The following is a 12,624-nucleotide window of genomic DNA, read 5'->3' on the forward strand; positions in this document are numbered from 1 at the left end:
AGCAGGACTTTTTGCAAATTTAATCCAGAGGAAAAACCTTTTTAATCCAATTAATGCAATTTGCAAAGGGAGAAATAAAAAAGAAGGCGGCAAGCCCGCCTTCTTTTTTATTTAAGGCCTAACACGTCGTGCATATCATAGACCCCAGGGGCCTTGCCCACTACCCAGATAGCAGCTTTTACCGCACCCCTGGCGAAGGTGTCACGGCTTGAGGCTCGGTGGGTGAGTTCTATACGCTCACCAGTACCTGCAAAATAAATGGTATGTTCACCTACTATTTCCCCGGCACGAATGGTTTGGATGCCTATTTCTTTCTTAGGGCGTTCGCCAATTATCCCTTCCCGGCAGAAGCGAAAAGTTGACTCATCCCAGCCAAGGGTCTTGGCAATCACATTGGCAAGGGCTATGGCTGTGCCACTGGGAGCATCTTTTTTCATGCGGTGATGGGCTTCAACTATTTCAATATCAAAGTCCTCTCCCAAAACTTTGGTAGCCATTTCCACCAGTTTATAAAGCAAATTTATGCCAAGACTCATGTTATAGGCCTGGACTAACGGGAAGTGTTTGCGTGCGAGCTCGTGGATTTCTTCAAGCTCTTCTTTAGAAAATCCCGTAGTTCCAATAATCATGGCCTTGCCGTAAGAGGCGTTGGTGCGGGCGTTGGCAAGCGAAGCTTCATGGAAGGTAAAATCAATGATAACGTCGCCTTTTTCAATTACCTTTTCAAGGGAGTCCTCGATAATTACTCCTAGAGGGGGTTTTCCGATGATCTCGCCCACGTCTTTGCCAACGGCAGGGCTATCTGGCCTTTCAAAGGCGCCAACCAAAGTAATATCGTCTGCTTCAAGGATGTTATGGATTATGCGAGTCCCCATACGGCCGGCAGCGCCGGCGACAATGGCCTTTACCATGGCATACCTCCTTGCATGGAAGGCATTTGGCGCTTTTGATAACTTTCTGGAACGCGGAAATAACTCTCAGGGAGCTTTGATGTTTCTATCTTGGTAACTTCTATTTCGTAATTATCCGCATAGGAAATTTCTTTTAAAGGGAAGCCTAACTTTTCATACTTGGTGGCTGACATACAGGCTGCCCCTTGGTTCTGCTGCATGGGCATATTGGAAGCCCCTTTGGGCATCATCTTTTCACTCATGGCGCTTAGGCTTTTGAAATCGCATTTTTTGTTAATTTTTTGCAAAACATTTTCCGAGGCCCATATTTCGCGTACGGGCTGGCCATTTTCTTTAATAATGACTTGATAGGCTTTGTAGCCAGCTATTTTTGCTTTTTTTCCAGTTTTGTGAAACGTTGTTTTAACGGGTTCTTCTTTAGGCGCGGGCTTTTCTTCTTTTTTGCCAAACAAGTTGAACTTTTTGGCAAATTTGCCTAGTGACTGCTGCATTTTTTCCATCTGGCTTTGCATGGCTTCCATTTGTTTTCTGGTTTCTTCCGCGGTGGTAACGTAATAGGCCTTTTGTTCAGGCATTACTATGTACATCAGGCCTTTTTCGGTATCAAAAATGGTATAAGATTGAGGAGTTTCCACCCGGAAGTATTTGCCTTCGCAAGCCCAGCGGTAAAATCCGCCATCAGAGGTTTTGGCATCAATTAAAACGCCTGCGAAAAGAAGATCGGCCCCGGCCAAAAGAAAAAAAACGCTAAGTAAAAATTTTTTCATGTTTAGCTCCTTTTAGATGAATTTGTATTCTGCAAGTATTTCTTTTAGTTTTGCTGTGTTTGCTTCACTCATTTGGGTTAAAGGCAAGCGCACTTCAGGACTGGCAATTTTCCCCATAAGATAAAGGGCCATTTTAGCCGGGACCGGATTGGTCTCAAGAAACATGGCTTTAAAAAGCGGAAAGAGCTTGAGGTGGAGCTTACGGCCCTTTTCCCAGTTTCCGTTAAGGGCGGCCTTCATCATGTCTGCCATTTCTTTGGGAGCCACATTTGCCGCAGCTGAAATGACACCTTTGCCCCCAAGGACCATGCTGGTAAAGCACGTGAAATCATCTCCTGAGAGCAAGAGAAATTTGTTCCCGCAAAGACGAATAATTTCGGTGGCCTGTTTCATGCAACCAGTGGCTTCTTTAATGCCCACGATGTTTTTGATTTTGGCAAGGCGGGCCACGGTGTCAGGCGCAAGGGAGACACTGGTACGGCTCGGGACATTGTAAAGAATAATGGGGATCTTCTTAACTGCCTCGGCTACAGCTTTGTAATGCTGGTAAAGACCTTCCTGGGTGGGCTTGTTGTAATACGGGGTTACCATTAAAACAGCATCAACGCCGATGTCTGCGGCAAGTTTGGTGAGCTCAATTGACTGGGCGGTGTTGTTAGTGCCTGTGCCTGCAATAACAGGCACGCGACCAGCTGCAATTTCTACGGTGAGTTCGTATAGACGTTTTTTTTCTTCAAAGCTAAGGGTTGGGGATTCTCCGGTGGTGCCAACGGTAAGCAAGCCGTCAATCCCCTGTTTTATCTGCCATTCTACAAGCTCCCGGTAGGATTCTTCGTCAAGCTTTCCGTCTTTAAAAGGAGTTATCAGCGCAACAATAGCTCCTTCTAAGGCCTTTTTTTTGGAAGCTTTTGTTTTACAAGTTTTGCGGCCACATTTTCTTGCGGGCATAATTTCCTCCTTTGTATTTTATTCCAGGGCTTCTTTGGAAAGATGCGCCCGATAAACGAAACGGGCTTCACCTTTTAAGAAAATTTCATCAGGTTCTGCAGGATTCCAGAAAATTTGAAGTATTTCTCCTCCGGTTGTTGTTACCTCTACCGGAGACGAAATCAGGCCTTTGGATATAGCTATGATGGCAGAGGCACATGCTCCCGTCCCACAGGCAAAGGTCTCAGCTTCTACTCCTCTTTCATAAGTACGAACCAGTAGGTTTTGAGGGCCTGTTTGGGCTACGAAATTAACGTTGGTGCCAGCTGGGGCAAATGCCTGGTGAAATCTGATTTTTTTTCCGACCTCGTTTACAGGAAAGTCTTTTAGCTCTTCTTCAGGAAGGATAAGCACTACATGTGGAACACCCGTATTAACAAAAGAAACTAAAAGCGTTTTATCGTTGACAGAAACGGGGAAATCAAGCTTCAAATCTTTGGGAGGGGTAAGTTTGATTTTTACTTCTTTTCCGTTTACTTCTGCTTGGATTAAGCCTGCCAGGGTTTCAAAGGCGAGTTTTTCAGGGCAAAGGCCTTCTTCTACGGCAAATCTTGCGGCACAACGGCCACCATTGCCGCACATTTCCGCTTCGCTACCATCGGCATTAAAAAAACGCCATGAAAAGCAAGCTTCTTTAGTTTTTGGAGGTTCTATCAGGATAAGGCCGTCTGCCCCTACGGAGAAGGCTCGGCGGCACAAGCGTTTGGCAAGTTCAGGGCCAAGTTCAGATGGGACCTTTTTATCAAAATTGTTGATAAGAATGAAATCATTACCCGAGGCGACCATTTTGGTGAAAGGAAGGCCTTCGCAAGCGGCCATGTCTCCGTCCATAAACTTTTTTAATACCAATCAATTTTTTATTATTCAACCATTTTGCTCGGAAAGAAAAGGTGGAATTTTTTCTCCCGCGACAAGCCTTGCGTAATTTTCCCGTCGTCTTACCACGAAAAAGTCGCTGCCGTTTACCATGACCTCTGCCGGCCTTGGCCTTGAATTATAGTTAGAGGCCATAACAAAACCGTAAGCCCCGGCACTCATGATGGCAAGAAGCTCTCCAGGACGCACCAAGGGAAGTTCTCTATCTCTAGCAAAGAAGTCTCCTGTTTCACAAATAGGTCCAACCACGTCGGCGACAATTTTAGGCGCGTCTTTTTCTTTGACAGGGATGATTTCATGGTAGGCATCGTAAAATGCCGGGCGCAAAAGGTCATTCATGCCGGCATCTACGATGACAAAGTTTTTAGTGGGAGTTTCTTTGTAGTAGAGGGCTTTGGTCACCAAAATACCGGCATTGCCCACCAATACCCGTCCTGGTTCCAGGATAAGGGTAACATCAAGGTCTCCCAGTTCCTCTTGTAGGGCTTTGGCGTATTCGGCAGGTGGGGGAGGGGCTTCGTTTCCGTAAACAATTCCTAGACCACCGCCAAGGTCTATGTATTTTATTTTGATATCAATGGCTTCCAGTTCTAGGATAAATTCTTTTATTTTTCTTAAAGCTTCTACAAATGGACTTATTTGGGTGAGTTGTGAGCCTATGTGGCAATCAATGCCTACAATTTCAAGATAAGGATTTTCTTTGGCAAACTCATAAGCCTTAAGGGCATTTGCCGCATCAAGGCCGAACTTGTTCTTTTTTAAGCCTGTGGAAATGTAAGGATGAGTTTTCGGGTCAACATCTGGGTTTATTCTTATGGCAACAGGGGCAATTTTTTCCAGGCGTTTAGCCACTTTTGCCAGGGTTTTAAGCTCCCCAAGGCTTTCTACGTTGAACATGAGAATGCCTGCTTGAAGAGCCTCACGCATTTCCTTGGGGGTTTTGCCCACCCCGGAAAAGACTATTTTTTTGGGGGGAATCCCGGCTTTTAAGGCGCGGTAGAGCTCTCCTCCTGAAACTATATCTGCCCCAGAGCCTTCTTTGGCGAAAAGGCTTAAGACCGCAAGGTTGGAGTTGGCTTTGACTGAGTAGCAAACAAGGTGTGGGATGCCATCAAAGGCTTTGTCAAAAACACGAAAATGGCGCCTAAGGGTAGCAGCGGAATAAAGATAAAAAGGAGTGCCTACCTTTTTAGCTATTTCTCGCACAGGGACATCTTCGGCATAAAGTTCGCCATCGCGATACTGGAAATGGTGCATGTTTTTCCTTTCTGTCCCGAAGGCTTTATGGCTTCGGGGCCGGGCTATTTTTATTCCGCCTTGAATACGCCCATCAACCCGGCTGGCGGTATTTGGGCCTTCCTTTTTAAGGGCGAAAAATTAGCATATTTTATTTCAATTTTCGATCCTTTCGCTTTTTTATCCCGAAAAATAGGAACGGATCCCAAAACCGACCTTAAAAAGGCTTTTTGCAAAAGGCTTAAAAATAGCAAAATTTTCTACCTAGCCCTTTTGAGCTAAGCTTATCTTGGTTAGGCTAGTGGTGAGCTTTTTTTCTGAGTGTTTATTTAGCAAGATGACTAAAGGTTTAAGAATATTGATACCTCTGCTGCTGATTTTGCTTCTTGGCGCGTGTGGCAAAAAAACGCCTCCCAAGCCACCTTACGCGGTGCGTCCGGAAGTTCCTGGCAATGTCAGCGTAAAACTTACCTTTTGGGGAGCGGAACTTTCTTTTGATATCCCCCACAAAAAAATAGACGGTGACCCTTTAGATGGCATCGAAGGTTTTGAAATAATTCGCTACGAAAAAAGCATTACCAACCCTGAAGATACCTCAACCCGGAGATACTGGATAAGTATTACGCGAGAAATGTTTCAGAAACTTACCCGCTATCATTTTAACGACCGTGATCTTAAGCCTGGATATCGTTATTTTTATGTTATTCGGGCTGTTCGTGGCTGGCGCTCGGTAAGTGATCCCGCCCGTTCTTCTGTTTTTGCCTGGTACTTTCCCCCTGCCAAGGTAAATGGGCTTGGCGCCAAAGGTGGTGATTCCTGTATAACCCTTTCCTGGAAGCCAGTAACAAGCCTTATCAATGGCGCTTTGGCAGAAGGATTTTCTTTTGAGTATCGCATTTATAAGCGCCAAAAAGATGAAGCCTTGGCAAGGGCCATACCCCGGTTGGTGTCTACAACCACTTTCAAGGATACCAACGTGATTAATGGGATTACTTACTGCTATCAGGTGGCTGCGGTGCTCAATTATTATGAAAGTTTGATTGAAGGGCCCAAAAGTGGTGAAGTTTGTGTCACGCCTGTTGACCTAACCCCTCCTCCCCCTCCAGAAGGGCTTGTTGCCCTTCCTTTTAAAGATGGGGTTCTTCTTCGCTGGCGCTTAAGTGGGGCTCCTGACCTTTTGGGCTATAAAGTGTACCGGCAAAAAGAAGGGGAAGAACCTGTGCTTCTTACGCCTCACCCCGTTTCTACGCCCAAGTTTTTTGACAAACCACCAAGCCCTGGAATTTACCATTATTGGGTCACCGCGGTGGACTCATCACCACGCCGAAATGAAAGTGCCCCCTCAAACGTTGACACGGTGAAATACCAGCTAAAATGAATTTTTTTTGAGACTTTGCGGATGCTGGATGTTTGTTAAAATTTCCACTCCATTTTTCATAAGCAAACGGAGGTTACTATGAAAGACTGGGATATCATCGTCTTAGGAGGCGGACCTGCCGGCATTACCGCTGCCACTACGGCCAGACGCCACTATCCTGACAAAAAGATTCTTTTGGTGCGCAAGCTTGAAAAATCTTTAGTTCCCTGTGGGATTCCTTACATGTTTGGTCTTTTAAAAGACCCTACCCGGAACATAAATCCCGATGGGGTACTTCAAAGCAGAGGAATCGAATTGGTAATAGACGAGGCGGTAAACATTGATTGCAAAGAAAGAAGGCTTTCCTTGCGTTCAGGAAAAGAGCTTAGTTATAAGCGTCTTATCTGGGCTACTGGCTCGGAGCCCTTTGTTCCCCCTATTCCAGGGCGTGAGCTTGAAAACGTCTTCGTGATAAATAAAGACTTTTCCTATCTCCTCAAAATTCTCAAGGCTCTTCAGGATGCCAAACACGTGGTGGTAGTAGGTGGCGGTTTTATCGGTGTTGAATTTGCCGAGCAAATTCGTATCCATCATAAGCTCGAGGTCTCCGTGGTAGAGATGCTTCCCTATTGTCTTTATAGCTATTTCGACGAAGAATTCTGCTTTGAAGCCGAGCGAGAGCTTCAGCAGATGGGAATCAACCTTTATACCGCATCAAAAGTTGCGGAATTCAAGGGGGTAGATGGCAAAGTCCGGGAGGTTCATTTGGCCGATGGAAAGGTCTTGCCAGCGGATGTGGTCCTTATCTCAACAGGAACTATCCCAGAGGCTAAGCTGGCTAAAGAGGCCGGGCTTGCGATTAAGCCGGATGGTTCTTTAGATGTTGACCGTACTATGCGCACCTCTGATCCTTACATATATGCCTGTGGAGACTGCACGGAAAAGTTTTCTTTCTTTAGTGGAAGGCCTGTGCCTGTGCGCCTAGCCTCGGTAGCGGCTATGGAGGCCCGCATTGCAGGGGCCAATCTTTACGCCAGAAGACGAATCAATCCCGGAACAATCGGTGTCTTTTCTACCAAAATAGGCGAAAAGGTGTTTGCCGCGGCTGGTTTAATTGAGCGCGTGGCAGAAGCCGAAGGCTTTGATGTCTTGGTGGGAGATGCCTCTGCACCCAACAGGCATCCTTCGGTACTCCCTGGAGCCAAAGATATGCACGTGAAGCTTGTCTTTGACGGCTATACCGGAGTGCTTCTGGGTGGGCAGATAGTAGGTGGAGAAAGCGCAGCAGAGCTTGTTAATTTGCTAAGTGCTTGTCTGCTTCATCGTATGACCGCGGTGGAAATATCAGCTTTTCAGATGGGGACTCATCCCTTGCTTACACCTTCGCCAGCGGGATATCCCCTTGCGGTTGCTGCAGAACTTGCCGCGGTAGAAAAACTCAAAAATATTCCAGGTGAAGAATATTGAATCTTCGCTGACCTTTATCCTGCGGCTCAGAGCCTGGTCTCAATACCAGGCTCTTAAAGACAATTTACCATTGACCTTCTTGGGGTATGTTAACCTCTTCAAGGACTTTAGACACACTACCAGCAAGGGATCCGTTCCTATTTTTCGGAACGAAAAATAGGAACGGTTGCTGGAAAGGGCCTTAAGAAAAGGTGTTTTGCAAAAGGTTTCTTACTTGTCAATAGCAACGATTTTTCCCTCTTTTAGTAAAAATTTTGCGCCTTTTTGGTTTTCGTTAATACTTAATTTTTTGGTTCCTAGGGAGAGTTTGACTCCAGCAAACACCTGTTCTGTGCCTGAAATCTCGGCTTTTTTGGCAAGGTCTTTAATTTTTGAGCGTAATTCTTCTTGTTTTTTCTTTAAAGGGACTTCTTTTTCTAAAAGTGTTTCCAAGCTTTTCTTCAAGGCCTCTAATTTTTTGATTTGTTCACGGGACAATTTTTTTGTCTTTAATAAGGCCAGGCCCTTTTTTAGTCCTTCTAGTAAGGGAATTTTTTCTTTTTCAAGATTCAGTAAATCTTCGGTAACGCGTTCCATTTCTTTAAAGAGCAATATATCGTAGCCGGCTTTTATGTTTGTTTCTACGTGAGCCCTGCTTCCTAGGATACGTGCGATAATTTTTCCTTTGACATAAGTTTCGCCACCAATAATGGCTCCGATTCCTTCGGTAACTATGAGATCTCCACCTACTATCGTGTGTGTTCCCAGGAGATAATCGGTGATAACCAGATCTTTTTGTATTTCTAAGTTGGCGTATTCAACAGCGCCTAGACGGGCCTGCCCTGTGCAGAAAATTTTAGTCTTTTCTCCTATGACGAGTCCTTCTATCAAAAGGTCTCCATAGACTTGTACTTTAGTTTCGTCTTCTACATTGCCTAATATTTCTAGATTTCCTTCTACTAAAACGGAAAAGCCTCGTTTTACATCACCGGTAATGGTTAATTTTTCGCCATAAAAGCGTATATTTCCAACATCCCAATCAACATCCCCTTGGATAGTGAGCTCAGGATGGATCTCAATGCGCCCTGGAAGAACTTTTAAAACACCACTTTGTTTGGCATAAAAAGTATTGGTTTTTTCGTCAAAACCAACGTGTTCATTAGTTTTGATGGTGATATCTTTGCCAGAGCGGGCGGGGAGTTCTTGGCCAAATACGTTTACTCCTGGAAGTCCCTCGGTGGCGGGGATTTTCTCGGCAATTTCCTGGCCATAATGCACGCACAAGAAATTTTTCTTTTCGCGAAAGTCTATTTGTTCAGCGTCTTCGTCAAAGGGCTTTTTGATTTGTTCGATATTAACCAGCCATTTAAGGCGAGCATCTTTTCCATCCTCAGGTAGCCTACCTTTGGCAAGGATTAATTTTTCACCTTCCCAGACTGGTTCTTTTAAAATACCGTAAACAACCCCTTTTTCCTTTAAAATTGCTATGAGGGTCTCATATTCAGAAGGAGTGATGTCTCGTTTTTCTAAAGTTGGTTCAAGATACACAAGAAGATTATCCGGGCTTAAAAAAAGCCGGAAGTCATCTCCCAACACGGGTAAACCTTCTTTTGGAAAATCATTTTGTAATGCCATATCTATTATTTTTTCGGCCAATTAGTAAAAAAAGAGAAGTCTTTATTACGAGTTTTCTGCAAAAAATCAAATAATTTTTGATTCATACGTTGCTGGTGGGTGCCAGGCCAATAGATGCGCCCGCATACAGGGCAGCGTTTAAAACTGTGATGGGTTTCGTAGATATAGTCTGGCACAAGCCCAAGAGTTTCTTCTTTGGGAATATTTTCAAGCAAAGTGTTACAGCGGATGCAAAGGGTAAAAGGCTTAACTTTTTGTTCTAGTACTGGTAGTCGTTCAAAGAGTTCTTTTAGCTGGTCTTCTATTTTATCGCTTATGAGTATGATTGTATTTGATGAGGCAAGTCTTCGTGCCCTGGTTAAAAAAATAGTATCTTCTGGTATCTCAGAGGCCGTTTTAATTTCTTTCATTTCGCAGGGAAGCCCAAAAATACGGAGCCACTTGATTAAACGACCCACGGTTTTGTCTCCGGCAAGCTTTTTCATACCCTGATGATTTTATAATCTCGGCTCCCAAGGCCTATTTTTTCAGCATGCACAAGCTGAATTTCCCAATCAACCTTGGGATAAAGAGCTCTAAATTTGTCTTCCCCAGGATCTGCTGCTATTTTGGCCCCTGGAAGAGAGGGTTCTGCATTTACAAGATCCACCGCTGCCTGGTCAATGGCAACCGGGTCTTCTGAGGCCAGTATCCCTATATTTCTGACAATGGGATAATCGTTAAAATGGTAACAGTCACAGGCCGGTGAGACGTCTGTAACGAAAGTGATGAAAATGCTTTTTTCTTTTTTGTTGTAAAGGGCAGCGTAAGCGTATTCCGCCATCTTCTTCATAAAGGATACGCCTTGTTCATTCCACTGGACTTTGATCGCCCCTTGAGGACACACGGCAATACACTCACCGCAGCCAATACATTTTTCCGGGTTAATGCGCATGCGTTTTTTCTTAGCACCTTCCACCCATTCCGGCGCTTCCACCGGGCAGAATTCAAGACAGGTGCCACAACCAATGCACTGTTTTTTGTTTATTTTGGGAGCAATTGTTGAGTGCTGCTGGAGTTTACCTTTCCTTGCCGCGCATCCCATGCCAAGGTTTTTAATAGCCCCGCCAAAACCGGATAGTTCGTGTCCTTTAAAATGGGTTAAGGCGATGAGGCCATCGGCATGATAAATTTCCTTGGCAATATAAAATTCCTTCAAAACAGGAAGGTCTAAGGAGAGCTTTTCGTATGAATTTCCCCGCAGGCCATCGGCAATGACGATGGGGGCCCCTATCGCTGCGAAATCAAACCCGTGACGGATGGCAGTTTCAAGATGAACTACCGCATCAGAGCGGCTTCCTTTATAAAGGGTATTGGTGTCGGTAAGAAAGGGTTTAACCGCGTTTTTTTGTAAGGTTTCAACGACTTTTTGCGCCCACTGGGGGCGTAAAAAAGCAATGTTCCCTTTTTCCCCGAAATGTAATTTTATGGCAACAAGGGCGCCTTTGCGAAACTTTTTTGGGAGATCAAAAGGCTCCAGGAGCTTTGGGAGTTTATCCAGCAGGCTTTTTCTTTTTTCCACGCGGAAGTCGGTAAAATATACCGGGCTTGACATAAATAACCTCCATTTGTCAAAAATTTGTAACAATAAATCCTTGCCATCCCTTATAATATGTGGCCATGAGCGAAGATAAAAAACTTACTTCACAGGCCAAGTTTGATGAATTGTTTCGTTATCTGGCAACAGGTGCCGGGATTGTGGTTATTCTTTTAATTTTTGCTTCATTGATTACTTTGCTGATCCAATCCTGGCCCGCTATCAAAGAGTTCGGCTTAAGTTTTTTATGGAGCACCGAGTGGGATCCCATTGCCCAAAAATACGGCGCCCTGCCTTTCATTGTGGGAACACTCCTTACCTCTCTTTTGGCACTTGCTATAGCCACTCCCTTTGCCATTGCCGGGGCGATTTTCTTGGGAGAGCTTGCTCCGAAAAGCATAGCAGATCCGGTGTCTTTTATCATGGAGCTTTTGGCAGGTATCCCCTCGGTTATCTACGGTCTTTGGGCGCTTTTCTTTTTGGTGCCCATTGTGCGGTCGTTCGAGATCAAGATAGGTGCTCCCCCCTATGGCATGGGTATTTTTACGGCCTCTTTGGTGCTTGCTATTATGATTCTGCCATACGCCCTTTCTGTAGCCCGAGATGTTATCAAACTGTGTCCGCGAGATCTTAAAGAAGCAGCCTATGGCCTTGGGGCTACTCGCTGGGAAACCATAAAAGGTGTGATCCTCCCTTACGCTAAGTCAGGAATTGTAGCAGGAATCGTGCTTGCCCTGGGGCGTGCCCTTGGGGAAACCATGGCTGTCACTATGGTAGTTGGTAATCGCAATGTTGTCCCCTCGAGCATTTGGGACCTAGGGAATACCATGGCCAGTGTTATTGCAAACGAATTTAATGAAGCTCAGGGGATACATTTGGCAGTATTAGTTGAGATCGGCTTTTTGCTTTTTCTAATCACGGTCATAGTAAACCTGATAGCCCGAATCTTTATCATCAAAACCAGGGTATAAAAGATGAATAACTATCCCACACGAGAAAAATGGCGTAAGACCAAAAATCAAATAATCTTGGCGGTAATTTCAGTCCTTGCTATTCTTCCTGCCCTTCCCCTTTTTATTATTCTTTTCCAATTGATACAAAAAGGTATTTCAAGCCTTAGTATAGATTTTTTCTTGAATCTTCCTGCCCCTCCGGGAGAACCTGGCGGCGGTATAAAAAATGCCATTGTGGGCACGATAATCATTGTGGGCATTGCTTCACTTTTGGGAGTGCCTCTTTCAATTCTCGCAGGCATTTATCTTTCTGAATACGGCAAAGAGTCCAAGCTCGCCCATGCGGTGCGCATGAGTGCTGATATTTTCCAAGGGGTCCCGTCCATTGTCATTGGCATTATTGCTTATGCCTGGGTTGTTAAGCCCATGGGCAAGTTTTCTGCTCTCGCAGGTTCGGTGGCCTTGGCCATCATGATGATTCCGGTAGTGGTGCGCACCACCGAAGAAGTTTTAAGGCTAGTTCCTGATATTTTGCGTGAAGCCTCTTTGGCTTTAGGGGTCCCCTACTGGCGAACGGTACTGAAAGTAGTCCTCCCTACCGGCATGGTGGGAGTGGCCACAGGTGTTTTGATTGCCGTTGCAAGAATAGCAGGGGAAACGGCCCCACTTCTTTTTACCGCCTTTGGCAATCCCTTCATGACTTATGATCCCCTTGAGCCTATGAACGCCTTGCCACTTCTTATTTTTAATTACTCCATGAGCCCTTATGAGGATTGGTGGCAACAGGCCTGGGGTGCCTCTATTGTGCTTATCTTTATGGTGTTAAGCTTAAATATCGTATCAAGACTCCTTGCCAGACGCATCGCGGGAGAGAAATAGA

At 45.1% G+C, this 12,624-nt stretch carries 12 protein-coding genes; 4 read left to right on the forward strand and 8 right to left on the reverse strand.

All coding sequences use genetic code 11. The annotated features are described in order from the left end of the window. Nucleotides 1-107: 107 nt before the first annotated feature. The 5 genes from dapB to lysA are packed head-to-tail and all read right to left on the reverse strand — an operon-like array spanning nt 108 to nt 4,798. A complete protein-coding gene (dapB, locus tag H528_RS0103310) occupies nt 108-911 on the reverse strand; it encodes a 4-hydroxy-tetrahydrodipicolinate reductase (protein ID WP_022852927.1) in 804 nt (267 codons plus the stop codon). Beyond that, nucleotides 905-1,678, reverse strand: a complete 774-nt coding sequence (locus H528_RS0103315; protein ID WP_022852928.1) for a DUF4412 domain-containing protein — start codon at nt 1,676-1,678, stop codon at nt 905-907. Before H528_RS0103315 ends, dapB begins: the two co-directional genes overlap by 7 nt. 12 nt (nt 1,679-1,690) lie before the next feature. Beyond that, entirely contained in the window at nt 1,691-2,626 is a 936-nt protein-coding gene (gene dapA, locus H528_RS0103320) for a 4-hydroxy-tetrahydrodipicolinate synthase (protein ID WP_022852929.1), read from the reverse strand. An 18-nt stretch (nt 2,627-2,644) separates the two neighbouring features. Further along, nucleotides 2,645-3,496 (reverse strand): diaminopimelate epimerase, encoded by an 852-nt coding sequence (dapF, locus tag H528_RS0103325; RefSeq protein WP_084677634.1) that lies wholly within the window; start codon nt 3,494-3,496, stop codon nt 2,645-2,647. Nucleotides 3,497-3,529: 33 nt separating this feature from the next. Further along, nucleotides 3,530-4,798, reverse strand: a complete 1,269-nt coding sequence (lysA, locus tag H528_RS0103330) for a diaminopimelate decarboxylase (protein WP_022852931.1) — start codon at nt 4,796-4,798, stop codon at nt 3,530-3,532. Nucleotides 4,799-5,114: 316 nt separating this feature from the next. Between lysA and H528_RS0103340 the strand changes: the two genes are divergently transcribed. Both H528_RS0103340 and H528_RS0103345 read left to right on the forward strand, forming a co-directional pair. Then, nucleotides 5,115-6,155, forward strand: a complete 1,041-nt coding sequence (locus tag H528_RS0103340; RefSeq protein WP_157608088.1) for a fibronectin type III domain-containing protein — start codon at nt 5,115-5,117, stop codon at nt 6,153-6,155. Nucleotides 6,156-6,233: 78 nt separating this feature from the next. Beyond that, nucleotides 6,234-7,601, forward strand: coding sequence for an FAD-dependent oxidoreductase (locus tag H528_RS0103345; RefSeq protein ID WP_022852934.1), 1,368 nt, complete (start codon nt 6,234-6,236; stop codon nt 7,599-7,601). Nucleotides 7,602-7,811: 210 nt separating this feature from the next. Here H528_RS0103345 and H528_RS0103350 read toward each other — a convergent pair whose 3' ends face one another. The 3 genes from H528_RS0103350 to H528_RS0103360 are packed head-to-tail and all read right to left on the reverse strand — an operon-like array spanning nt 7,812 to nt 10,809. Then, the gene (locus H528_RS0103350; RefSeq protein ID WP_157608090.1) at nt 7,812-9,215 is read right to left on the reverse strand and encodes a flagellar assembly protein A; all 1,404 of its coding nucleotides are present in this window, start codon (nt 9,213-9,215) and stop codon (nt 7,812-7,814) included. Nucleotides 9,216-9,220: 5 nt separating this feature from the next. Further along, a complete protein-coding gene (locus H528_RS12490; protein ID WP_022852936.1) occupies nt 9,221-9,700 on the reverse strand; it encodes a Mut7-C RNAse domain-containing protein in 480 nt (159 codons plus the stop codon). After that, entirely contained in the window at nt 9,697-10,809 is a 1,113-nt protein-coding gene (locus tag H528_RS0103360) for a DUF362 domain-containing protein (protein WP_022852937.1), read from the reverse strand. The genes H528_RS12490 and H528_RS0103360 overlap by 4 nt, the downstream gene beginning before the upstream one ends. Nucleotides 10,810-10,874: 65 nt before the next feature. On the opposite strand from H528_RS0103360, the gene pstC reads away from it, so the two are divergent. Both pstC and pstA read left to right on the forward strand, forming a co-directional pair. Beyond that, nucleotides 10,875-11,762 (forward strand): phosphate ABC transporter permease subunit PstC, encoded by an 888-nt coding sequence (pstC, locus tag H528_RS0103365; RefSeq protein ID WP_022852938.1) that lies wholly within the window; start codon nt 10,875-10,877, stop codon nt 11,760-11,762. Nucleotides 11,763-11,765: 3 nt separating this feature from the next. Then, nucleotides 11,766-12,623 carry a phosphate ABC transporter permease PstA gene (pstA, locus tag H528_RS12495; RefSeq protein ID WP_022852939.1) on the forward strand — a complete coding sequence of 286 codons (858 nt, stop codon included), beginning with the start codon at nt 11,766-11,768 and terminating at the stop codon, nt 12,621-12,623. Nucleotide 12,624: the final 1 nt, after the last annotated feature.

It is taken from the genome of Thermodesulfatator atlanticus DSM 21156 (assembly GCF_000421585.1).
GTDB lineage: Bacteria > Desulfobacterota > Thermodesulfobacteria > Thermodesulfobacteriales > Thermodesulfatatoraceae > Thermodesulfatator > Thermodesulfatator atlanticus.